Below are 22,746 nucleotides of genomic sequence, written 5' to 3'. Positions count from 1 at the left end.
TCAGTAGTCGATGCGGTCGGTCTTGGCCAACCAGGCGTCGAACGGGGCGGTCCGGTTCGGCAGGTCCAGCTGATCGACCGGCGTCGGCCACAGCTCGCGGGGCTTCTTCTCGAACAGGTCGTAGAACTTCAGATCGTCGAACCCGGCGACCGCGGCATCGTGGCGATCGGCGGCGTAGACGATCCGGTCGACGCGCGCCCACAGCGCGGAGGACAGGCACATCGGGCACGGTTCACACGAGGTGATGAGCACGCAACCCTCCAGCGAGAAGGTGTTCAGCACCTTGCAGGCGGCCCGCATGGCGCTCACCTCGGCGTGTGCGGTCGGATCCAGGGTCGCGGTGACCTGGTTGTTCCCGAGCGCCACGACCTCGCCATCCTTCACGATCAAGGCACCGAACGGCCCGCCGCCATTCGCCACGCTGTCGGTGGCCAACTTGATCGCTTCGTCCAGCCAGGCGTGTTCGAGCTCCTGGATGCTCACTTCTTGGATGGCCACGAGAACTCCCTTGTCAAATGAAACTTGTGTGAAGGAGTACACAGCCAATCGGGCGGTAGCAGCTAGCGGCGGAAACCCTGAAGATCCCCGGGACCGGGCCCCCCGTTTTCGTAGACTTTCACAAACGATGTCGGCCCGGTGTCATTCAGGTGGGGCGCAGGTGAAGACCGAGCCGAGGAGTGTGGTGTCGGCGGTGCGGAGGTCGGCGATGGCCGATTCCAGGCTGGTGGGGTTGGTGCGGCCGTGGCGGGCCACCAGGATGGTGGCGTCGGCGCGGGTGGCTATGAGGGTGGCGTCGGTGTAGGGGAGGGCGGCGGGGGTGTCGATGACGACGTAGTCGTAGTGCTTGGCGAGGGTGGACCAGAGGTCGGCGGCCTTTTCGGAGGCGAGCAGTTCGCTGGGCTCGAGGGTCTTGTGGCCTGCGGGCAGTATGTCGACCGCGGGCATGGCCTGGAGGGGGCGGACGGGGAGTCCGTCCGTGGCGCGCTGGAGGAAATCGGTCAGGCCGGGTTCGTTCATCAGCGCGAGGTGTTCGGTGAGGGCGGGGTGGCGCAGGTCGGCGTCCACCACGGCGACGCGGTGCCCGGCCTGGGCGAGAGTCACGGCCAGGCCCGCCGCCGTGGTCGTCTTGCCTTCGGCCGGTTCGGCACTGACCACGGCGACCAGTCGGGAGGGGCTGTCGGCCAGCGCTTGGGTGACATTCGTTCGAACTCGCTTGTAGGCCTCGGAAACTCGGTGATCTCCGGTGACCAGGGGCAGGGGTCCGCCGCGGCGCGTGCGGGCGGGCGGGATGGCGCCGAGGGTGGGGGCGCCGACGACCTCGCGGAGCGTGCGGGCGTCGCGGAGGCTGCGGTCGGCACGGTCGCGGAGGTTGGCCGCGGCAATGCCCGCCAGGAGTCCGCCCAGCACGCCCAGGCCGATATTGCGCGTGGTGTTCGGGGACACCGGCGTGGACGGCGCGAGGGCCGGTTGGATGAGGCTGACCTGCGCGGCGGGGAGCATGGCGACCGAGGTCCGGTTGAGTTCCTCGACGTAGTCGGCGAATTCGAAGGCCAGGGTATTGGCTATCTCGCGGGCGGACTCGGGTGCGGAGTCGGTGACGGTGATATCGATGAGGACGGTTTCGGGCTGCACCGTTGCGGAGATATTGCTCGCCAGGCCGCTGGGTGAGGTGTCCAGGTGCAGACTGCGCACCACGCGTTCGGCGACGACCTCGGTTTTCAGCAATTTCGCCAGCGACAATGCCAATTGCTGTGAGGCGCCGGGCTCTTGGTAGCTGGCATTGGCTACCTCCGGGCCCGCCTTGGTCGAAACATACAGCGTAGCATGGGCTTCGTATTGGGGGGTTGCGGCCAGCGAGGCCGCCAACCCGAACAGTCCGCCGAGCAGTCCGGCGCCGACGGCCAACAGCCAGGCGGGCCGGACCAGTCCTGCTACGCGTTTGATCCACCCGTTCATGCGTCCCCCTAACTGTTGCGGAAAGTGTAGCGCCAGAGAGGTAATCGCACGGTTTACATTGCGCGCTACCACCGGCCGCCGTAAATTCATTCGAAATCGGTGTGGGTCGATGGGAGGACTGCCACATGCCGAGAAGAGTCGCCGTTATCGGCACACGGGGGTATCCGAGTTACTACGGGGGATTCGAAACGCTGGTGCGGCGTTTGGTTCCACATCTCGCGGACGAGGGGTGGGAGGTGACGGTCTACGGGCGCCGGGGCGCGACCGTAGCCGACGATCCGGCCCGCGACCCCCGCATCGTCCGGGTCGTCACGCCGGGCGTGGAATCCAAATCGCTCAGCACCCTGTCCTACGGGCTCACCTCGTGCCTGCACGCGGCCCGGCAGCGACCGGACGTCGCGCTGATCATGAACGTGGCCAATGGTTTCTGGCTGCCGTTCCTGGCCGCCCGCGGCATCCCCACCGTCGTCAATGTCGACGGGATCGAATGGGAACGCGCCAAATGGGGCCGCGCCGCCAAGGCGGTGTTCCGGGCCGGTGCGCGGCTGACCGCGCGCTGGGGCGATACCCTTGTCTGCGATTCACACGAGATCGCCCGGCGCTGGCGCGAAGGGTTCGGCCGCACCAGCGAATTCATCCCGTACGGGGGTTCGACGGCCGCCCCCGATCCGCTGCCGGAGCTGCCGCGGCGAGGTTACGCGCTGCTGGTGGCGCGGTTCGTCCCGGAGAACACGGTGGTCGAATTCTTCGATGCGGCAGGCGAATTGAGCAAGGACTGGCCGGTGGTGATCGTCGGATCCTCCGGCTACGGCGGCGAACTCGACGAGCGCGCCCGCGCGCTCGCGGCCGAGCATCCCGGCGTCCGCTGGCTGGGTCATCTCAGCGACGACCAGAAGCTGTTCGCGCTGTGGCACAACGCGGGCGCGTACTTCCACGGGCACAGCATCGGCGGCACCAATCCCGCACTCGTGCAGGCCATGGCCTGCGGCGCGCCGGTGGTGGCGCGGGACACCGTCTACAACCGCGAGGTGCTCGGCGATGCCGGGCGATTCGTCGCACCGGACCCGCACTCCATTGCCGAAGGGCTGCGCGCGGTGCTGTCCGATCGGGCGTTGCAGGACCGGCTCGGCGCCGCCGCCTTCGACCGCCAGCAGCAGGGGTATACGTGGAAGCTGGTGCTGGACAGCTACTCTCGCACGCTGAAGGCAGCGTTGTGAAGGTGCTGCTCACCCACCCCTCGGCCGAACTGTACGGCGCGGACCGCATGGCGCTGCTGGCGCTGGACGCCCTGGTGCGATCCGGGCATACGGTGACCGCGGTCGTTCCGGTGGACGGGTCGCTGGTGGATCGGATGCGAGAGTCCGGCGCGACCGTGATCGTGGCTGACGTGGGAGTGCTGCGCAAATCCGATCTGCGCCCCCAGGGCTTTCTCCGGCTGCTCCGCACCGTGCTGGCCGGGCTCGTGCTCATCGCCCGGCTGCTGCGATCGATCGATCCGGATGTGGTGTACGTCAATACGATTGTGCAGCCGTGGTGGATCGTGGCCGCCCGGCTGCATCGCCGCCGCGTGGTGGTGCATGTCCGCGAGGCCGAACCCCAACTGCCCCGGGCGGTGCGGACCGTGATCAATGCTCCGCTGCTGGCCGCGCACGTGATCGCCTGCAACAGCGCCTCCACCCGCGACGAGATCGCATCGGTCGTCGCGCCGGTGCGCGATCGGCTGCTGGTCGTCTACAACGGCAAGGACTGGTCCGACTACCACGTCGATCGAGAAGATTCAGGACGAAATTCCTTGCGGTTAACGGTGATCGGCCGGTTGAGTCCCCGCAAGGGCCAGGATGTCGCGGTGCGGGCGCTGGCCGAACTCGCCGCGGACGGGACGGACGCGACCCTGACGCTGGTCGGCGCCGTATTCGACGGCTACGAGTGGTTCGAGCGCGAATTGCGGGACCTCGCCAAGGAACTCGGTGTCGCCGACCGGGTCGAGTTCGCCGGTTTCCACGCCGATATCCGGCCGGTGCTGGGGCGCACCGATATCGCGGTGGTGCCGTCGCGGATCGAACCCTTCGGCACGGTGGCCGCCGAAAGCCTCGCCGCCGGAGTGCTGACGGTGGTCTCCGAGGTCCAGGGCCTCACCGAGATCCTCCTCGACGGCCGCACCGGGCTCACCTTCCCCAGTAACGATCACCGCGCCCTGGCTCGATGCTGTAGCTGGGCGGCGACCCACCCCGAGGAGTCGAGGAGACTGGCCATGACGGGACAACGCGATGTGCTGGAGCGGTTTTCGCTCGCACGCTACGAGAAGCAGATTCTCGACATCCTCGAATCGGCCGCCGCGGGCCGGGCGGTGCGGTGATGAGCCCGGCGCGCCCGCTCACGATCGCCATCGTGACGTTCAATTCCGCCCATCAGATCGCGGGCTGTCTGCGCCCGTTCGCCGATCGCGGGCCGGATATTCGAATCCGGCTGCGCGACAACGGATCCACCGATACCAAGACGCCCGGCGTGCTGAAGCAGCTGGCCGCCGACGGCCTCATCGACGAGCTGATCCTGGTCCCCGAGGATCCCGGGTTCGCGGTGGCCGCCAATGACGTTATCTCCCGGTCGGGTGACGACGACATTCTGCTCATCAACCCGGATGCCCGCTTCACCCTCGAGGGCATCGCGGCCCTGCGCGCCGCGGTCGCGACGGAACCGGACCTGGGGCTGGTCACCCCGCTGGTGTACGGCGGAGACGAGATCAGCGTGATCTCGGCCGGTCGCCAGCCCCGGCTGTGGCCGCTGTTCACGCACTATTCGGGGCTGTCGCGCCTGTTCCCCACGTCGGCGCTGCTGCGCGGACGGCACCTGTTCCTGAGCCGCCACGCCGACGAGGACCAGTACGTGGAGTGGTCGTCGGGCTGCGTCATGCTGATGCCGCGCACGACCATCGACAAGGTCGGGGTGTTCACCGAGCGGTACTTCCTGTACGCCGACGACACCGAATACTGCCAGCGCGTGCTCGACGCGGGCCTGAAGATCAAGGTGCTGGCCGGTGTTCGCGCCTTCCACGAAGTGGGCGGTTCGGGGCAGGACGTCCCGGTGTCCGAGGAGCAGCCGGATGCGGCTGCCCCCGAAGACATTCCGGCCGTCGAGCCCCCGTCGACGACCACCCCGGCCGAGCCCATCGATATCAGCACGATGTGGGGACGCCACCTCTACGACTACTACGTGCGGCAATTCCAGCCGCGCGCGCTCACGCGGCTGGCCTGGCGCACCACCTTCACGGCCGGGCTCGCCGCGCGCGCCCTGGTGCGCGGGGCCCGCCATCCCGGCGACGCCAAGGCCCGCCATCTGATGAAGAATGCGCTCGCGGTCTGGCGCGTATGAGCCTGCAGACCACCCGGATCTCGCTGCGGACCTATGTCGGCGTCGTCGCCCTCACCGGGTCCCTGGCCGTGGCCCAGTTCTATTTCCTGCCGAACAATCTGGGCATTCGCGGATTCGGCATGGTCGCGCTGGGTCTGTCGGTCATTCAGGCGGCCTTGCAGTTCGGCGATCTCGGGGCGATCAATGCCTCGCTGCGCACCGATGTCGACCCGGATCTGCGGGCGGCGCTGCGGGAGCAGGCCGTCGAGATCAGCACGCTGGCCTGCCTGGCCGGAATCGCGGTGTCGTGCGTGTTCGGTGTGGCGGGCGTGCCGCTGGGCTATGTGTGCGCCGCCGCGTTCGCCTCCGCGCTCCTGGTCGTCGGCGGCCGGGCGCATGCGTCGGCGGCGGCGCAGCGCGGTGACGAGCAGTCCTCCACCCGGCACAATATCGTCTGGCAGAACGCGCCCAAACTCGGTTCCATCGCGGGCAGTTTCGGCGGCTCGGCGCTGGCGTCCATGCTCGGCGCGGTGGCCAGCGCGACGCTGTTCGGCCGTCCCGGCATGCCGCCGCGGCCGCGCTGGGAGCTCTGGCGCGACACCCGCCGTTACTGGCTACCCGGTTTGGCGGTATCGGGCACCGCGTTCGCCATGTCGTGGGCCGATACTTACGCGCTGTCGGCGCTGGCGGGCCTCGACGAGGCCGGGCAGTACCAGGCCATCGTGCGCCCGCTGACCGGCATCACCTATCTGTATCTGCCGGTGGTGGCATTGATCCAGGCCGCCCACAATGCCGCCGCTCAGCGTCGGGAACGATTGCTGACCATGGCCGGGGTGGGCGCCGGAGCGCTGGGCGCGGTGCTGGTGGCGGCCTTCCTCCTCGGGTTCGGCCACCGGATCTGGCCGGACTTCCGGTTCGATCCGGCGGTGGTGGCCGCCGCATCCGTCGCGGCCGTCGCCATGTGCGTCGCGACCGTGGTCGGAGTGCAGCTCATCCTGCGCGGGATGCAGGTCATCGCGTCCGCCATAGCGATCGTGGGAGCCATTGTGCTGCTGGCTGTTTCGCTCGGCACCGTCGGATCCCTGGGCGCGCTCGGCGCGGGCCTCGCGGCGGCCGTCGCGTGGACGGGCGTGGCGGCGGCCAATGGCCTCGCGCTGGTGCGACGGGACGACCGGAGGGGGACACAGTGACGTTGATCGAGCGGGTGATCAGATCCGCGGGCCGGAGCTACGAGGTCGACCCCTGCATACCGCGGGCCTTCCTGTACGGGGAGATGGCCCGGCGCGGGCTCGAGCTGTCCCGCGGCGTTCTCACCCTGTGCGCGACGGTGTTCCGGGGTCGCGGGGTTCGCTTACGCTGCAAACGCCATCTCACCGCGGGGCCGCTGTCGGCCATCGGCGCGGAGTCGATCATCGATGCCAGCGGCACGCGCGGCGTGCGCCTGGGGCGCGGCGCCAAACTCGGGCGGCGCTGCATCGTGACCACCACCAGTTCGCTCGGCAAGCGCGGAGTGGGTTTGGTGATAGGGGATTTCAGCGGTATCGGCGACGGCGCGCACATCGGCTGCAGCGGCGGCGTCACCATCGGCCGCGATGTCATCGCCGGTCCCTATGTCACCTTCCATTCGCAGGAGCACATCACCGACGACACCACCGTCGCCATCCGCCATCAGGGCACCCGCGAGGCGGAGATCGTCATCTCCGACGATGTGTGGATCGGCGCCCGGGTCACCTTCCTCGCGGGCGCGCGGGTGGGAGCCGGATCGGTGGTCGCGGCGGCAATCGTTGTTCGCGGGGAGTTTCCACCCGGATCCGTGATCGGCGGCGTGCCCGCCCGCCTCCTCAAACGACGGGAGCCGGGATCGTGAACGCCCGATTGGCGATCGGGATCGCCGCAGTGGTGGTCGTGCTCGCCGCCACCGTCGCCTATATCCGCATCGGCAGCGGCGCACCGCCGCCGCACGACGCGACGATCGAACTGCGCCTGGCCACCGGCGAAGCGCTGCAGGTCAGTTTCCTCGGGGATTCGCTCGATCACGGATTGTCCGCCACCACACAGGAACTCGGCTTCCGGCCGCTGGTGACCGCCGCCTGGCGGGAGGGCGGGCCCGTCGAGGAGCACAAGGCCAACCGCATCGGCGGCACCGTCGGCGAGGCGCTGCTCGGACCGGCGTTCCCCGCTGATCAGGATCTGTTCATCGTCGAACTGGGCACCAACGACACCCCGCAGGTGGACCTGCGCACCTTCCGGGACCGCTATCGCGAACTCCTGGACAGAACCGTCGCCGCGTCCCCGAATACCGCCCTGCTGTGCCTGGGACTGTGGCGGCCGATCGAGACGGCCCGCAGTTTCGACACCGTCATAGCCGATCTGTGCGGGGCGCACGGCGGGGTGTTCCGGCCCCTGTTCGATCTGGCCGAGTACCCGCGCATGCGCGGACCCGCGGGCCTGCCCACCTTCTCCGGGACCTCCGACGATTTCCATCCCAATGATCTCGGGCACCGGTCGATCGCGGACCGCGTGCTCGACAGCGTCACGGTGCACCGGGGGTGATGATGACGTCGCAGTCGCCCGCGCGCACCTGGGGCTGGTATCCGTTCGCGTGCAGCGTGTTCGTCGCGCTCGTGGCCGCCGAGTACGTCGGCCCGGTCATCGGGCTGGCCATTGCTGGCGCGGTCGCCGGGTCCGGAGTGATCTGGATCCGGCGGCTGCCGTGGCCGCGGTTTCCGCCCGCGGGCGGCTGGCTGCTCGCCATCCTGATTCTGGGGCTGGCTGGCGCGATCGTGGCGAACGCGTTCGGTACGACACCGCTGGATATCGACCTGGAACGCGATATCGGGATCACGCTGACCTACCTCCTGTTTCTGGGCATCGGGTATCTGTTCGCCTACGACCGGGCGAGCCTGCGGGTGATTCTCACCGTCATCGCCGCGGCGGGCCTGGTCATCTCGATCGCGCACCTGGTCCGGTTCGGCATCGTGGTGTCCGGCGGGGTGAACGATCTGTATGTGCTGCGCCTGGAGGCCGGGCGCGGATCCCATACGCAGTACGCCGCACTGGGCGCGTGCCTGCTGCTGGCCGCCGACGGCGAGCTGCGCCGGTGGCGGCGGGTGGTCCAGGTGATCGGGGTGGTGGTCGCCGTGTCCATGCTGCTTACGCTGTCGCGCGGGCTGATGCTGAACCTCGTCGTCCTGCTCGCGGTCATGGCGGCGCTCACGGTGACCACGAACCGGACGCTGATTCCCAGCCCGCGGCAGCTGATCTCGGCCGTCGTGCCCGCGGCGGCGGCCATCTACGCGACGCTGCTCGCACTGCGGTGGTTCGCGCCGCCCGCCTATCAATTCCTCGACGAGGTGTTCCTGGCGAAGGTCGAGAACTCGTTCACGGAGGTGGCCACCTCGAATCTGGAGACCCGCGACCAGATCGCCGACAACTACCGCGCCTTCGAATCGCGGCGCGCGCTGGCGCAGGTCGACCGGTCGTCGATCTTCGCCCAGTGGTTCGGCCAGGGCTGGGGCGCGGTGGTGCGGTTCGATATCGAAACCGCTTCGACGCGAGCGAATTTCAGCCGCACCGAGGCCGCGTTCCTGCACAACGGGTACGTCTACTACCTGATGAAGACCGGTTTGGTGGGCCTGGTCGCGTATCTGGGGTTCCTGGGTCAGCTGGCGCTCCGGGCGATTTCGGGAAAGTATTGGCCCGCAAGCCGCCTCGCCTCCACTCAGCGCAAGGTTCTGTTGGCTACAGTGATCGTGCTCGCGATCGACACCCCGGTGACCGGCGGGCTCGGCTACCCGGCCACCTATCTGGGTCTGGTCACATTGCTCGGAGCCTGCTGCGGGCCGTTGTGGGGTCGCGCGGGCGCCCCGGATTCGGCACGCGAGGAGCAGGGATGGCCATCAGCAGACGCCGGGCGCTCCTGACCGGAATGACCGCGACCGCGGCCGCCGGGGTCGCCGGATGCGCGGCCCAGCCCGCGGATCCGCCGACGGTGGTGTCGGACCTCGGCGGATTGGTCGCCAACGCACGGGATTTCGGTATCGCGGGCGGCGAGACCGACGAATCCGCGCGCCTCCAGAACGCCATCGACTACGCGCACGAGAACGGTCTGGCCCTGTTCCTTCCGGCGGGCCGGTACACCGCCGACGGACTGCTGCTGCGGGAGGGCACACGCCTGATCGGCGCGGGGCCCGAGGGCACGGTGATCCGGGCCGTTCCCGGATCGGGCAACGGCCCCGTGCTGGGCATCGGGCGCGGACCCACCCGGTATGTGACCGTCGAGGGAATCGGCATCGAGGATGCGGGCAATCCGGACCAGCACGGTATCCACATCCACGCGCGGCGCGGGGGTGAGGACACCGCATCGGGACTGTGGCACTCGGCTTTTCGCCTGCTCCGCGTGGCCGGATTCGCGGGCGCTCAGCTCTGGCTGCAGGGCGGCGGGCACGATGCGCGCGATCCCTTGCAGTTCCTGACCTTCGACGGCGTGATTCTGGAGCGGCGCAACGACTCCGAACGGTCGCTGGGGCTGCTCATGTCCGGGCAGGTCAATCAGACCGCGTGGACGGGCGGGCGGATCGACGGGTTCGGCGCCGCCGCCACCGCCGCACCGGGCATCAATGTGAAGATCTGCCGCCAGTTGAGCGGGTACGACGCGTCGGACAATGGCGGGCCCTATCTGTCGGATCGCATCGGGCACAGTCACGTGTTCACGGATGTGACCTTCCAGCAGGCGGCGCTGGGGGTGTTCGTGGACCGGGCGGAGTCGATCACCTTCGATACCTGCCATTTCGAGGGTCTGGGCAGCGGATTGCTGTTCTCCGGCGTGGACCACTGCCGCGTCGATCGCTGTCACTTCGCGAATTCGGCGCTGGGACAAGGGGAACCGTTCTCGGTTCGAGCCGTCGCGGGCGCGCGGGTATCCGGTACGGGCAATGTGTTCCTGGGCCGGTTCGGCGATATGGCGTCGGCGGACGACAGCGGGGCGAGCGTGCTCATGTCCAATGGGGTTGGCCGCGATATGGCGGTCACCCGGAATCTGACCCAGCGCATCGAGCCCGCGGTCGAGATCGATGTGGGCGCCGCCGTGACGGTCGCGCTCAGCGCCTCGCCCACCCCGGTGCGGGTGGTCAAGGCCACCCACTTCCCGGGGGAGCGGGTGGTGCTGAAGGCCGCGGGCGGGTCGGTGTTCTTCGAATCCGGCGGCAATATCGACTTCGAGAATGTGGCCACGCCACTGGAATTGCGGTCGGGGGGAACGCTGACCCTGGTGCGGTTCGACAGCGGGCCGGAGTGGTCGATCGAGGCGATCCACGGCGCCCGCTGAGAGGTTATCCGCGGCCGACTCCGCGGTAATCCCAACCGGCGCCGCGCCATTGGCTCGGATCGAGGCAGTTGCGGCCGTCCAGGATGCGACGGCGGCGCACCACATCGTCGAGCATGGCGGGAGCGAGCTCGCGGAACTGTGCCCATTCGGTGAGCACCAGCACCACATCCGCGCCGTCGCACGCCTCGATCATGGTGTGCGCGTAGCCGAGTGTGGGGAACAGGGCCCGTGCGTTGTCCATGGCCTTCGGGTCGAAGACGGTGACCGTGGCGCCCTGAAGTTGCAGCTGGCCAGCGATATTGAGCGCCGGTGAGTCGCGCACATCGTCGGAATCCGGTTTGAAGGCGGCGCCGAGTACGGCGGCGCGCGTGCCGATCAGCGAGCCGCCGACGGTGTCCCGGGTCAGCTCCACCATCCGGGTCCGGCGCCGCATATTGATGCTGTCCACCTCGCGCAGGAAGGTCAGTGCCTGGTCCGCGCCCAGTTCACCGGCGCGGGCCATGAACGCGCGAATGTCCTTGGGCAGGCAGCCGCCGCCGAAACCGATGCCCGCATTGAGGAAGCTGCGGCCGATGCGCGGGTCGAGGCCGATGGCATCGGCCAGGACGGTCACATCCGCGCCGCTGGCCTCGCACAGTTCGGCCATCGCATTGATGAACGAGATCTTGGTCGCCAGAAAGGAATTGGCGGCGGTCTTCACCAGTTCCGCGGTCTCGAGATCGGTGACCAGCAGTGGCACCCCGTCGTCGAGGAGCGGGCCGTACACCGCGCGGGTGACCTCCTCGGCGCGGCCCGGGCGGTCGCGGTCGATGCCGAGCACCATGCGATCGGGCCGCAGGGTGTCGGCCACCGCGTGGCCCTCGCGCAGGAACTCCGGATTACACGCCACTTCGACGGTGTCGCAAGCCAATTCGCGGGCTCGCGCACCGAGGCGCGCGGCCGTGCCGACCGGAACCGTCGATTTGCCGATGATCAGCGCCGGGCCGGTGATCCGGGGCGCCAACTGCTCGACGACGGTGTCGACCTGACCGAGGTCCGCGGCGAATTCGCCACGGCGCTGCGGTGTCGCGACCGTGACGAAGTGCACGTTCGCGAAATGCGCGGCCTCGGCGTAGGAGTCGGTGAACCGCAGTCGCCCGGATTCGACTTGGGCGGTGAGGATTTCCTCGAGACCTGGCTCGTAGAACGGGACCCGCCCCTTTTCCAGTTCGGCCAGCTTGCGCGGGTCGACATCGACCCCGAGCACCTCGTGCCCGAGTTCGGCCATACACGCCGCGTGGGTAGCCCCCAGGTAGCCTGTGCCGATTACAGAGATGCGTTGGCCCATAACGATTCTCCGGTTCCTCCCCGCCCCCGAGGCCACTATACCGGGCGGAACCCGTTCCGGCACCGTAACGAGCGGTCGGTCTGTTCGCGAAATGGTTTGCATTTCAATCTATTCGGGTTCGTCTTTCATCCTCCGCTCGGACCGAAAACCCAGTAATATTCAGCATCGGCGTCCATTTTTTACAGGGGGGACTGCCGCAATTTCGCGTGGCTTGACGGAGTTCCGAGATGGTCGTTCAAATCGATGAGAACCAGTCGATCAAGAAGTCCGGGAAGCCGCTGTGGCTGGCCGAGTATCGCCGACGGCTCCGGATCACCGACTCGGCGGTCATCGCCGTCTCGGTGGCTCTCGCCCAGTTCATCCGCTTCGGCGGGTCGACCTATGACGCGCCCGTGGACTGGAACGGTGACACGCGCGTGGGATACACCGCCATCTCGGTCGCGCTCGTTCTGGCCTGGGTCGGATTCCTCGCGGCCGGCGGCGCCTGGTCGCCGACCGTGCTCGGATCCGGCGCGGAGGAATACCGTCGCCTGGTCGCGGCGACCATGCGGCTGTTCGGATTGATAGCGATCGTCTCGCTGCTGCTGAGCGTGGAGTTCGCGCGCGGCTATCTGGCCATCGCCCTGCCCATCGGCCTGCTGGCCCTGGCCGCGAACCGGCTGATCTGGCGGAAGTACGCGGTCCGCCAGCGCCGCCTCGGCCGGTATCTCACCTCGGTGCTCGTCGTCGGCCGCCGCGATTCGGCCCGGCAGATGCGGCGGTGCTTCGAGCGCGATCCGGCGGTCGGGTATTCCGTTGTCGGCGTGTACATCCCGTACGGCGCGGACGACGATCCGGATCCGGAGGGGATGGTCACCGAGGACGATCCGGACGCACCGCTGCTCGTGACCAAGTCGTCGATCATCGAAGCGGTCCGCACCACCGGAGCCGATTCCGTGGCCATCGCGGCCACCGAACAGCTGGGCGCACAGGGCATCAACGAGTTGCTGTGGAAACTCTCGCCCCTCGGCATCGAACTGGTCGTCACCCCGGGCGTCGTCGACATCGCCGACCAGCGCCTGTCCATCCGCCCCGTGTCCAACCTGCCCCTGCTGCACATCGAGAAACCCCAGTACGACCGCGCCAGGTCCTACCGCAAAGCGGCCTTCGACATCGCCTTCGCCGCCGTCGCACTCCTGCTGGTGGCCCCCGTCATGCTGGCCACCGCCTTCGCGGTCAAACTCAGCAGTCCCGGCCCGATCTTCTACAAGTCTTCCCGTATCGGCTTGAACGGCAAACCATTCCGCATGATCAAGTTCCGCAGCATGCGCAACGACGCCGACCGCACCCTCCCCGCCCTACTCGCCGAGAACGAGGCCGCGGGCCCCCTCTTCAAGATGCGCACCGACCCCCGCGTAACCCCGGTAGGCCGCATCCTCCGCAAATTCAGCCTCGACGAACTCCCCCAGTTCATCAACGTCCTCCGCGGCGAAATGAGCGTAGTAGGCCCCCGCCCACCCCTCCCCGGCGAAGTAGAGGACTACGACTGGAAAGTCCGCCGCCGCCTCCTCGTCAAACCCGGCCTGACCGGCCTCTGGCAAGTCTCCAGCCGCTCCGACCTCCCCTGGGACGAGGCAGTCCGCCTGGACCTCTCCTACGTAGAAAACTGGTCCATGATGCAAGACCTCCTGATCATCAAGAAAACCATCACCGCCGTCGCCCGCAGCACGGGCGCGTACTAGACCCGTGCGCGCCGAACCGTCATCGGTCGGGGCGGCAGGTGGTGTCGGTGTCCGGGAGCCGGTTGTGCACAAGGTATTCGATGACGGCGGAGGTGGCGCAGGCGCTGGTGGCGGGGATCGAGCCGGGTAGGCCGTTGGGCATGGTCTGGGGGAGGGCCAGGTGGCGTTGGGCGCCGGAGACCGTGACGAGTCGGGAGGCCGGGATGGCGGCGTGGACGGCTCGGGCCCCGGATATCGGGGTTACCGGGTCCTTCTCGTTGCCGATCAGCAGGGCGGAGGTGATGCGTTCGAGCGGTGCCGGATTCGGGGCGCGGGGTGGTTCGGGCCAGAACGCGCAGGCGGCGGTGAAACCCATGCCGAGGTAGGTCAGTGGTGTGCGAGCCGCGAGTTGTGCCGCGGTGGTCACGATTTCGTCGAGGTTGCGGCTCCAGCCAGCGTCATTGCAGGTGCGTGCGGTCCACCAGCCGACACGGGAACCGGCCTGGACGAGATCACCGCCCAGCTCCTCGACCAGCGGCGAAACGCGAAAGGTCATGGCCGCGTTGAGTTGCGTGGCCAGCGACGGGCGATCCATCGCGGCCCGCAGGGTGAGCAGCTTCCGTTCCAGGGCCTCGAAGGGTCCGTTGCCGACACCGAAGATGACTGTGTTCAAGTCGTTTCCGCTGAAGGTCCGATCGAGCGGCAGCGCGAGGGGGCGGGCCGTCAGATCGGCCCGCATTCGCGTGAGCGCTCCGAGGACGGCTTCACGACTGTCTCCGAAAGTCGTACCGCGGCCAGCGAGCCACGGAGCGAACTCGTCCTCGATCGTCCTCTGCTGGTTCAGGACCCGGTCTCGATAGCCCTCGGCGAGCGGTCGGCCCGGATCGATGACCGAGTCGAGCACCAGCCGGTCGATCCGGTCCGGGAACGTGCGCGCCAATTCCAATCCGAGCGCGGTCCCCTGCGAGGCGCCGAGTTAACTCCACGTGGGACTCCCCAGCAGCGACCGCACCAAATCCAGATCCCGAACCGTCTGCCAGTAGTCCACAGCCCCCAGTACGGTGCCCCCGCCCGGCGTCCGCTCCACACAGGACCGGATCCACGCGCCCGCCTGCTCCACCTGCCGCTGCACCGACTCCGCCGTGAAATCCAGGACATCGGCGCCGTCATTGCGTCCGGTCGCCAGCAACTGCGGATCACCGGAGCTGTTCGAGTCGCAGTCGACCGCGGTTCCGGACAGCCGTGTCCCGCGCGCATCGAATCCAATGAGGTCATAGGAGCCCCGCAGCTCCGGAAACGCCGCAGCCCATTGAATCGGATTCAGCAAGGTCCCCGCACCGGGCCCGCCCGGACTGGTCAGCAGCGGCCGCCCCCCATCCCGCCCCGGCAACCGCGAAATCTCGAAACTCACGGTCGCTCCCGCCCCAGGATCCGACCAGTCCAGCGGCGTCCGCACACTCGCACACTCCAGCCCGTCGAGCAATGCCGCACGCACCCCCGCCGCGACCTCCCCACCCAGCAAGTCCCGGCCCCCGGTCGCCGCACAAGGCTCCCAAACCAGACCCTGCCCCGCAATGGCCGCCGGAACCCCCGGGTCCGCATTCGCATCGCCGACCGCATACCCGCTCGAAAGACTCAGCGCCAGAACCAAAGCCGATATCCCGGCAGCAATCCGCCCCCGACCCCGCATCGGCAAATCCCCCCTGATCCCGCGGCGATACCTCGTGCGATCCGTGGCGTGAGCCCGGGTTCGCACCTCCCCGACTGATCGACACTGTACCGACACCGTGCGTCGGCTTGTTCACCTCCGGCGCAGCGCCGCGGCCAGTGCCGCCCTCGAACGTCGCGGTCAATCCGTTCCCGATCGTCCGCTGGCGGCGACCATCACCTGGCCGAGGGCTATGCCTCCGTCGTTCGGGGGCACCTGGTGGTGGGCGTATGCCTCGAATCCGTCCTGCTCGAGCATTACGAGGCAGTTGACCAAGAGGAATTCATTGAGGAATACGCCGCCGGAGAGCACCACCTGACGTATTCCCGTCGTGCGGGATATCGCGGCGCACCGGCTTCGCACCATGGTGACCACGCTGGAATGGAACCGACGGCTGATCTCGGCGACCGGTACGTCGGCGGCGAGGTCCTGCGCGATCGCGCGGATCACCGGCCGGAAGTCGACTTCTGGTTCGTCGTAGTCGAATTCGTAGACGTCGGTCATGTCGAGGTCGCGGTCGAGCAAACCCTCCAGCTCGATCGGGCCCTGGGCTTCGTACTCGGCGTGCGAGCACACGCCCAGCAGGGCGGCCACGCCATCGAACAGTCGGCCCATGCTCGACACCTCGGGTGAGTTGATGCCTCGTGCCCGCATCGTCGAATACACGTGGCGCCGGTCCCGATCGAGCCGGGCGAGCGCCGGGAAGGCCTTGACGGCCGTGTCGATATCGCCGAACGCGTCCACGGCGATCGACAGCCCGGTGCGAATGGGTTCGTACACCGCGCGGTCGCCGCCGATCAGCGCCAACCGCCGCAGATGCGTTGCCCGCTCGAACCTTTCGAAGCCGCCGACCAGGAATTCCCCACCCCATATGGTGCCGTACGAGCCGTAGCCCGCCCCGTCGAAGACCACGCCGATGGCCTGTCCGGCGAGCTGATTCTCCGCCATGCACGCGGCCATATGAGCGTGATGATGCTGGACGAACACGGGATCGCCGGATTCGCCGATGCCTGCACGCGCACTACTGGTGCGGAACTGCGGATGCATGTCGTACACCCCTGCCTCGGGGTGCAGATCGTAGAGCGCAGCCAGGTGGGCCGCGGTCTTGCGATGCGAGGCGAAGGTTTCGTCGTTCTTCAGATCGCCGATGTGCTGGCTGAGGTAGACCCGCGAACCGGCGGACAGCGCCACCGTCGTCTTGAGCTCGGCGCCATAGGCCACGAGCGGCGCCAGCGGACGGCCCACGTCCACGGGATACGGCGCGTAACCGCGCCCTCGGCGCAGGAATGTCGTGAGCGGGCGGGGCAATTCGGGATGCGTGGACAACCGGACCACGGAATCGTCCACCCTGATCTCGATGTCGCGATCGTGGTAGAGGATCACATCCGCGATATCGAAGAGCTGCCGGAGGGCATCCTCGTTGCGGTGGACGATGGGATAGCCCGAGACGTTTCCGCTCGTCATCACCACCACGTCCAAGCCGGATTCGTCCAGGAGCAGGTGATGATGCGGCGCCGAGGGCAGCATGAGACCCAGATTCGGATTCCGCGGCGCGACCCCCTCCGGAACCGATCCGGAACGCTTGCGCGCCAACAGGATCGGCCGCGCGGGCGAGCACAGCATGGCTTCCTCCGCCGCGGACAGTTCCACGATCCGGTGCGCGGCGGCCAGATCCCGGACCATGACGGCGAAGGGCTTCGAATCCCGGCGTTTGCGCTCGCGCAGCAGGGCCACCGACGCGGCGCTGGAGGCATCCACGGCGAGGTGGAAGCCCCCGACGCTCTTGATCGCCGCTATGCGCCCCGCCGCCAACTCCTGTGCGCACCGCCGCAATGCCTGCTCGCCCTCGAGCACCGTTCCGCCTCGATCGGCCAGCGACAGCCGAGGTCCGCACTCCGCACAGGCATTGGGCTGAGCGTGGAAGCGTCGGCTCATCGGATCCCGGTACTCGCGGTCACACCGCTCGCACATGGCGAAGGACGCCATCGTGGTGTGCGAGCGGTCGTAGGGCAGCGCCCGCACGATCGAATAGCGCGGACCGCAGTTCGTGCAGTTGATGAACGGGTACCGGTACCGGCGGTCGGCCCGATCGCGCAATTCGGCCAGGCAGTCGGCGCACACGTGCGTATCAGCGGGTACCAGAGCGACTTTCGCCCCGCTGTGCTCGCTCTCCACGATGTCGAAGCCGGTGGCCTCCGAGGTTCCGGCCGACCTGCTGAGCGCCCGCACGCCCTCGACCCGGGCCAGCTCCGGCGCCTTGCTCGTCAGCTCCTCGCTGAACAGCCGCAGCGTCGACTCGCGGCCGCTGGCCTCGATGAGCACGCCCTCGGGATCATTGCGAACCCATCCGGTCAACTGCCGCTCGCGAGCCAGTTTGTAGACGAACGGGCGATATCCCACGCCCTGGACAACTCCCGTGACCCTGATCTTCCAGGTTGCCTGTTCGGTCATGGCGAGGATTCAGCACAACCGGGGCAGCTCTGCGCCGCGCAGAGGTTGCAGGATGGATTCGCGACCCGCGGCGTCCCGGAGAACGACCGCGGCGCCGTCTCGGTCGGTCACCGCGCCGATCGCCACGGCGTGCCGTCCGTACTCGTGCTCGCGCAGTGCGGCGAGCACGGCGGCGGTCGCCTCGGGATCGACGAAGATCGCCAGGCAGCCCTCGTTGGCGCAGTGCAGCGGGTTGATCCCGAGCATGTCCGCCGCCATGGCGGTCTCGTGTTGGATGGGCAGGGTCGGCGCCTCGATCACGATGCCTTTGTCCAATCTGCCCGCGTACTCGTGCAATACGGCCGAGAGCCCGCCGCGCGTCACATCCCGCATAGAGCGAATCGACCCGGCGGGCGCCGCGGCGAGCAATCGATCGATCAGGGTGTTGAGTGGCGCGCAGTCGCTGAGGACCCGGCTTTCGAAGCCGAGCCCTTCCCGGATCGACAGCAGGTGCACCGTGTGGTTGCCGAGCGGGCCGGACAGGATGACCGCGTCCCCGGGGCGCACGGAATCCATCCGCAACGGCTCCCGCGAGAAGAATCCGACGCCACTCGTATTGAGGTACAGCTGATCGGCTTCCCCGGCGCGGACCACCTTGGTATCGCCGCACACGATCTGCACACCCGCCTCACGCGCGGTCTCCCGGATGGAGGTGAGTACCCCGAACAGCCGGTCGAAGGGCAGTCCCGTCTCGAGGATCAATCCGAGCGTGAGATAGCGGGGCGACGCTCCGGAGACCGCCAGATCGTTGACGGTCCCGCACACCGCGATCTTTCCGATGTCACCGTTGCCGAAGAACGGTGGATCGACCACGAAGCTATCGGTGGTCATGGCGATGCGGGTGCCCTCGACGGGGAGGACGGCGCTGTCCTCCATCTCGCCCACATACACATCGCCCAGGGTTTGCGCGATGAACTCCACCAGCTCGCCCGACAGTGTCGCGCCGGTCCCGTGGTCGAGTTGGATCTGCTGGGTCGCGACAGTCACGGTGTCTTGGTTTCCTTCCTGGGGAGACCGCCGTTCTCGTCCAGGGTCCGCAGGATCTCCGTGGAATCGGCGACCGTGGCGCAGTAGCCTTCGAGCCATTCGAGTGCGCGCCGTCGATCGGCTTCCTGGGCCGAGAAGACGCAGTCGCTCGGCACCCCGACGATGTAACCGCGAAAGAATGCGTCGGCCGCCGTCGTCTGAATGCAGATCTGGGTCTGCAGGCCGATGAGAATCAAGGTTTCGACCCCGAGCGCCTGGAGTCTGGCGTGCAGATCGGTTTCGTAGAAGCCGCTGTCCTTGCTGCGTTCCTGAACAATATCCTCGTCATCGAGGAATTCGCGGACCACCTCGGCGCCCGCGGTGCCTCGCACGGCGGGGACGCGCCCGTCGTACCGCTCGGCGAGGGGATCGTCCGGCTCATTGAGAAGCTGCAGTTGAAACACGGGATGACCACGCTTTCGCATGGCGGACAAGAACTCCGTCACATGCGGGGTCGCCGCGGCGATCGCCGCCTGGCGCTCCGGGTTCTTTCCGACGATATCGTACTGCAAGCCGCTCGTCAGAACTGCGATTTTCGACATGCCGACTACTCCGTAATCAAAATGGGGACAGGTATTACGGGGCTCAAGCCGATTTGGAATTCGGCGAGCCGTTTTGGGAACGATTCTGCAGATACTGGGCGATGCTCGACCAATTTGCCGCGCATTGATTAGCAAATTCGACTATATGGTCCAGGGTGTGAGGAAGAATGGCCTCGGCTATTTTCTCGATATCGTTGGTTCGCACCGCGCGCTGATGCATCCAGCGGAGCAGGTCGCGACCGCTGGCGCTCATGCGCAGCGCCGGGTTCCGGGACAGCAGGGCAAGCAGGACAACGAGATCCGGGGGCTTGTCGGGGTAGGGGGCGGGTGTCAGTCGCTCGGGGGTGTCCGGGAGTTTGCTCTCCAATGCCGGTTCGGTGTTGGGGGCCTTGTTCTCGACCGAATGGAGAGCCGGGTCCTCCCCCCGTTCGAGTCTGGTGCGTACATCGCGAACAGTGGACGGGGACAGGCCCACCTCCTGGGCGATGCTGCGCAGGGACGCGTCGGGGCGGGCCAGGATCAGCTCGGCGGCGGTGCGCCGGGCCGAGTTGGTGTCGACCGGGCGGAGGCGGCCGTCACTGCCCAGTCGATGGCTCGACCGCGGATCGCCGTCGATGCGGCCGCGGATCGATGCGACCGTCTTGGCGGACAGACCGGTGGTGGTCGCGATCGAACGATCCGACCAGTGCGGATGCGTCTTGATAATGCGTTCCGCGGCGGTGCGCCGATCGTTCAGGGATAGCGGCAGACCGTGAGTTGTGTTCTCTCGGACCCCGATTGTGAATGCCAATTCCTCCGAGCCGTCCACCAGGTATGCATCAATATGTGTGAATCCCTTCAAGTGTGCGGCGAATGTGCGGTGAAACCCGTCGATCACTCGCATTGTCGGCCGATGAACGAGGATGGGCGGCAAAGGCCATTCGGCCTCGACCAGCCGCTCGATATGAGATTGGTCTACGCCCTCGGATCTGGGGGAGCCGACAGTCACGAGCGAAGCAATTTCCGAAGATGTATTTACGCGGTTCAATTTCGAGGACTGCTCCAAATGAGTAGTGCCCCTTGTACTTTCAAGATCATCGCTTGAAAAGTACCGCAGGGATGCACGTCCGGCAAGGGGGGCTCGACGTCGTTGGCTCGGCCGTTGGGATCTCCATCGATACCCCATGCTGCAGACCGTGTCGATCCACTGGTTTTGAGGGCACGCCGGGGTGTGCAACTGCGCGAAAGCCGCAGTTGTACACCCTGATTCGGCGCATCGTCACAGGTCAACGCGCCTCGGGCGAGTGCGGCCGGAGTCGGTAATGCCAAGGCTCACTGCCGGTTTCGTACGTGTGAATCGAAATCACACAAATTTGCCGGGGCTCGGTCCATCAGTAGCGGGGGAGCGAATTGAGGATATCCCCCAATGGAATTCACGATATCGCGTTGCGTACCGCGGGATTGATCCGGTACGAGAGGAAAGAGAGCATCGAATGAGCTATGCCAGTCGCAAGGACGATCACGTCCGCCTGGCCGTCGCGCAGCATCGTGAGCCGAGTACCGGGCAGCCCCCGACTCCGTTCGACGATGTCGCGTTCGTCCACCACGCCGTGCGGGGCGGGGCGGAGCACGCCGTCTCGCTCGCCACCGAGGTGGGCGACGCGATCTGGCCGGTGCCGCTCTACATCAACGCGATGACCGGCGGCAGCGCCCGCACGGGTGCGGTGAATCGGGGGCTGGCGATCGCGGCGCGGGAGACGGGAGTGGCGATCGCGTCGGGCTCGATGAGCGCATACCTGGCGGACAGTTCGGTGGTCGCGACCTACTCCGTCCTGCGCGAGGAGAACCCGCGGGGATACGTCATCGCCAATGTCAATGCCAACACCACCCCGGAGATGGCGGCACGGGCGGTGGAACTGGTGCGAGCCGACGCACTGCAGGTGCATGTCAATGCGATCCAGGAGATCGTGATGCCGGAGGGGGATCGTGATTTCTCGGCCTGGCCGGGCAATATCGCTCGCCTGGTGGAGGCGCTCGACGTGCCGGTGATCGTGAAGGAGGTCGGGTTCGGGATCAGCGCCGACACTGTCGCGCAGCTGGCCGGGCTCGGGGTGCGGATCATCGACGTATCCGGCAGTGGCGGGACGAATTTCGCGCTGATCGAGAACGCGCGGCGACCACGGGCCGATTTCGGCCTGCTCGCCGACTGGGGGCTGGCCACCCCGGCCTGCCTGGTCGACGGGGCCGACGCCGCTCTGGCGCACGGGGTTACGCTGCTCGCCTCCGGTGGCGTGCGAACGCCGCTCGATGTGGTTCGGGGGCTGGCGCTGGGCGCCCGGGCGGTGGGGGTATCCGGGCACTTCCTGGCGATCCTCGAGACGGAAGGTGTCGATGGGCTGATCGCGGCCATCGACACCTGGATCGCTCGGATCCGGCAGATCATGACGGTGCTTGGCGCGGAAACCGTACGCGCGCTGGCGAATACCGATGTGCTGCTGACCGGTGAACTCGCCGAGACTTGCAGACTTCGCGGTATCGACCCGGCGATCTACGCCCGGCGATCCCGGGCGGCGGCGCGCCCATCCTCCGTTACCGGTGAGTAACATGGGTCGGGTTATGATGCGCCGAGCGACGAACGACAGTGCGTCCCTTCGTAACTGAAAGGCCATTGCATGAGCCCCCTGCAACTAGCGCTGGGCATCATCTCCATTCTGATCGGTGTCCCCGCGTGGGCCGGGTTTGTCTTGGCGATTCGCAAGATGGTGCGCGTCATCCGGCTCGGGCAGCCGGCGCCCGACCGGTTCGGGCCGTTCCTGCCCCGATTCGCCACCATGGTCAAGGAATTCGCCGCGCACACGCGCATGGCGAAGTTCCGGACCGTCGGCTGGGCGCACTGGCTCGTCATGGTCGGCTTCCTGATCGGATTCGTCACGGTCTTCCAGGCCCAGGGGCAGATCTTCAACCCCACCTTCACGTGGCCGTGGGTCGGTGACACCCTCGCCTATCACCTCCTCGACGAGCTGCTGGGCCTGGGCACCATCGTGGGCGGGCTGACGCTGATCATCATCCGGCAGCTCAACCACCCCCGGGTGCCCGAGCGGATGTCCCGCTTCGGCGGCTCCAACTTCAAGGCGGCCTACTTCGTCGAGGCCGTCGTGCTCGTCGAGGGCATCAGCATGATCGGTGTGAAGGCGCTGGTGGCGGCCTACACCGGTGAACACCACGCCGCCAGCGACTTCGTCAGTATGCATATCGCCAAGGTGCTGCCCGCAAGTGCCGAAGCGGTGTCGGTCTTCGCGTTCTTCAAGCTGATGGCGGCGCTGGTGTGGGTCGTCGTGGTCAGC

18 protein-coding genes and 2 pseudogenes are annotated in these 22,746 nt (G+C 67.5%); 11 read left to right on the top strand and 9 right to left on the bottom strand.

Annotated elements, in window-relative coordinates:
- The gene (locus NC4_RS00100; protein WP_067530925.1) at nucleotides 1-498 is read right to left on the bottom strand and encodes a nucleoside deaminase; all 498 of its coding nucleotides are present in this window, start codon (nucleotides 496-498) and stop codon (nucleotides 1-3) included.
- Nucleotides 499-639: 141 nt separating this feature from the next.
- The gene (locus NC4_RS00095; protein ID WP_067530924.1) at nucleotides 640-1,956 is read right to left on the bottom strand and encodes a tyrosine-protein kinase domain-containing protein; all 1,317 of its coding nucleotides are present in this window, start codon (nucleotides 1,954-1,956) and stop codon (nucleotides 640-642) included.
- Between the two features lie 125 nt (nucleotides 1,957-2,081).
- Here NC4_RS00095 and NC4_RS00090 point away from each other — a divergent pair, with 125 nt between their 5' ends.
- Genes NC4_RS00090 through NC4_RS00055 form a run of 8 tightly spaced genes read left to right on the top strand, consistent with a single transcriptional unit; the run spans nucleotide 2,082 to nucleotide 10,630 of the window.
- Nucleotides 2,082-3,173, top strand: coding sequence for a glycosyltransferase (locus tag NC4_RS00090; RefSeq protein ID WP_067530923.1), 1,092 nt, complete (start codon nucleotides 2,082-2,084; stop codon nucleotides 3,171-3,173).
- Nucleotides 3,170-4,312 (top strand): glycosyltransferase family 4 protein, encoded by a 1,143-nt coding sequence (locus tag NC4_RS00085; RefSeq protein WP_084528299.1) that lies wholly within the window; start codon nucleotides 3,170-3,172, stop codon nucleotides 4,310-4,312. The genes NC4_RS00090 and NC4_RS00085 overlap by 4 nt, the downstream gene beginning before the upstream one ends.
- A 32-nt stretch (nucleotides 4,313-4,344) precedes the next feature.
- A complete protein-coding gene (locus NC4_RS00080) occupies nucleotides 4,345-5,325 on the top strand; it encodes a glycosyltransferase family protein (RefSeq protein WP_169814706.1) in 981 nt (326 codons plus the stop codon).
- Nucleotides 5,322-6,494: a hypothetical protein gene (locus tag NC4_RS00075; protein ID WP_067530918.1), complete on the top strand. Its 1,173-nt coding sequence runs from the start codon at nucleotides 5,322-5,324 to the stop codon at nucleotides 6,492-6,494. The genes NC4_RS00080 and NC4_RS00075 overlap by 4 nt, the downstream gene beginning before the upstream one ends.
- The gene (locus tag NC4_RS39835) at nucleotides 6,491-7,171 is read left to right on the top strand and encodes an acyltransferase (RefSeq protein WP_157554088.1); all 681 of its coding nucleotides are present in this window, start codon (nucleotides 6,491-6,493) and stop codon (nucleotides 7,169-7,171) included. The genes NC4_RS00075 and NC4_RS39835 overlap by 4 nt, the downstream gene beginning before the upstream one ends.
- Complete coding sequence (locus NC4_RS39830; protein ID WP_067530915.1) at nucleotides 7,168-7,857, top strand: SGNH/GDSL hydrolase family protein; 690 nt, start codon at nucleotides 7,168-7,170, stop codon at nucleotides 7,855-7,857. The genes NC4_RS39835 and NC4_RS39830 overlap by 4 nt, the downstream gene beginning before the upstream one ends.
- Complete coding sequence (locus NC4_RS00060; protein ID WP_084528297.1) at nucleotides 7,857-9,227, top strand: O-antigen ligase family protein; 1,371 nt, start codon at nucleotides 7,857-7,859, stop codon at nucleotides 9,225-9,227. The genes NC4_RS39830 and NC4_RS00060 overlap by 1 nt, the downstream gene beginning before the upstream one ends.
- Nucleotides 9,197-10,630, top strand: a complete 1,434-nt coding sequence (locus tag NC4_RS00055; RefSeq protein WP_067530912.1) for a glycosyl hydrolase family 28-related protein — start codon at nucleotides 9,197-9,199, stop codon at nucleotides 10,628-10,630. The genes NC4_RS00060 and NC4_RS00055 overlap by 31 nt, the downstream gene beginning before the upstream one ends.
- 4 nt (nucleotides 10,631-10,634) lie before the next feature.
- Here the strand turns inward: NC4_RS00055 and NC4_RS00050 are convergent, their stop codons facing one another.
- The gene (locus tag NC4_RS00050) at nucleotides 10,635-11,957 is read right to left on the bottom strand and encodes a UDP-glucose dehydrogenase family protein (protein WP_067530910.1); all 1,323 of its coding nucleotides are present in this window, start codon (nucleotides 11,955-11,957) and stop codon (nucleotides 10,635-10,637) included.
- Nucleotides 11,958-12,184: 227 nt separating this feature from the next.
- Here NC4_RS00050 and NC4_RS00045 point away from each other — a divergent pair, with 227 nt between their 5' ends.
- Entirely contained in the window at nucleotides 12,185-13,678 is a 1,494-nt protein-coding gene (locus NC4_RS00045; RefSeq protein ID WP_084528296.1) for a sugar transferase, read from the top strand.
- Nucleotides 13,679-13,697: 19 nt separating this feature from the next.
- Here the strand turns inward: NC4_RS00045 and NC4_RS00040 are convergent.
- The 6 genes and pseudogenes from NC4_RS00040 to NC4_RS00015 form a co-directional block, all read right to left on the bottom strand.
- A pseudogene (locus NC4_RS00040) lies at nucleotides 13,698-14,621 on the bottom strand (alpha/beta hydrolase); the annotation flags it as partial.
- Nucleotides 14,622-14,633: 12 nt separating this feature from the next.
- A complete protein-coding gene (locus tag NC4_RS39825) occupies nucleotides 14,634-15,308 on the bottom strand; it encodes a hypothetical protein (RefSeq protein WP_157554082.1) in 675 nt (224 codons plus the stop codon).
- 198 nt (nucleotides 15,309-15,506) lie between these two features.
- Nucleotides 15,507-17,816, bottom strand: a complete 2,310-nt coding sequence (gene hypF, locus NC4_RS00030; protein WP_067530903.1) for a carbamoyltransferase HypF — start codon at nucleotides 17,814-17,816, stop codon at nucleotides 15,507-15,509.
- A 9-nt stretch (nucleotides 17,817-17,825) separates the two neighbouring features.
- Complete coding sequence (gene hypE / locus NC4_RS00025) at nucleotides 17,826-18,842, bottom strand: hydrogenase expression/formation protein HypE (RefSeq protein WP_067530901.1); 1,017 nt, start codon at nucleotides 18,840-18,842, stop codon at nucleotides 17,826-17,828.
- Nucleotides 18,839-19,423: a cysteine hydrolase family protein gene (locus NC4_RS00020; protein ID WP_067530899.1), complete on the bottom strand. Its 585-nt coding sequence runs from the start codon at nucleotides 19,421-19,423 to the stop codon at nucleotides 18,839-18,841. The genes hypE and NC4_RS00020 overlap by 4 nt, the downstream gene beginning before the upstream one ends.
- 43 nt (nucleotides 19,424-19,466) lie before the next feature.
- On the bottom strand, nucleotides 19,467-20,468 hold the full coding sequence (locus NC4_RS00015; RefSeq protein ID WP_169814704.1) for a ParB/RepB/Spo0J family partition protein: 1,002 nt from the start codon (nucleotides 20,466-20,468) through the stop codon (nucleotides 19,467-19,469).
- 427 nt (nucleotides 20,469-20,895) lie between these two features.
- Between NC4_RS00015 and fni the strand changes: the two genes are divergently transcribed.
- Together fni and NC4_RS00005 are read left to right on the top strand one after the other, a co-directional pair.
- Nucleotides 20,896-22,005 (top strand): type 2 isopentenyl-diphosphate Delta-isomerase, encoded by a 1,110-nt coding sequence (gene fni / locus NC4_RS00010; RefSeq protein ID WP_067530897.1) that lies wholly within the window; start codon nucleotides 20,896-20,898, stop codon nucleotides 22,003-22,005.
- 69 nt (nucleotides 22,006-22,074) lie between these two features.
- Nucleotides 22,075-22,746: pseudogene (locus tag NC4_RS00005) on the top strand (Fe-S oxidoreductase); the annotation flags it as partial.

Origin of the sequence: Nocardia crassostreae, assembly GCF_001613405.1 — a bacterium.
GTDB lineage: Bacteria > Actinomycetota > Actinomycetes > Mycobacteriales > Mycobacteriaceae > Nocardia > Nocardia crassostreae.
Note: the sequence above shows the minus strand (reverse complement) of the source record. Positions and strands in the feature narration are given on the sequence as shown.

What these genes read in the sequence shown, in the direction of transcription:
- NC4_RS00095 (WP_067530924.1), bottom strand. Translation starts at nt 1,956, where the DNA reads ATGAACGGGTGGATCAAACGCGTAGCAGGACTGGTCCGGCCCGCCTGG.
- NC4_RS00090 (WP_067530923.1), top strand. Translation starts at nt 2,082, where the DNA reads ATGCCGAGAAGAGTCGCCGTTATCGGCACACGGGGGTATCCGAGTTAC.
- NC4_RS00075 (WP_067530918.1), top strand. Translation starts at nt 5,322, where the DNA reads ATGAGCCTGCAGACCACCCGGATCTCGCTGCGGACCTATGTCGGCGTC.
- NC4_RS00060 (WP_084528297.1), top strand. Translation starts at nt 7,857, where the DNA reads ATGATGACGTCGCAGTCGCCCGCGCGCACCTGGGGCTGGTATCCGTTC.
- NC4_RS00055 (WP_067530912.1), top strand. Translation starts at nt 9,197, where the DNA reads ATGGCCATCAGCAGACGCCGGGCGCTCCTGACCGGAATGACCGCGACC.
- NC4_RS00050 (WP_067530910.1), bottom strand. Translation starts at nt 11,957, where the DNA reads ATGGGCCAACGCATCTCTGTAATCGGCACAGGCTACCTGGGGGCTACC.
- NC4_RS00045 (WP_084528296.1), top strand. Translation starts at nt 12,185, where the DNA reads ATGGTCGTTCAAATCGATGAGAACCAGTCGATCAAGAAGTCCGGGAAG.
- hypF (WP_067530903.1), bottom strand. Translation starts at nt 17,816, where the DNA reads ATGACCGAACAGGCAACCTGGAAGATCAGGGTCACGGGAGTTGTCCAG.
- NC4_RS00020 (WP_067530899.1), bottom strand. Translation starts at nt 19,423, where the DNA reads ATGTCGAAAATCGCAGTTCTGACGAGCGGCTTGCAGTACGATATCGTC.
- fni (WP_067530897.1), top strand. Translation starts at nt 20,896, where the DNA reads ATGAGCTATGCCAGTCGCAAGGACGATCACGTCCGCCTGGCCGTCGCG.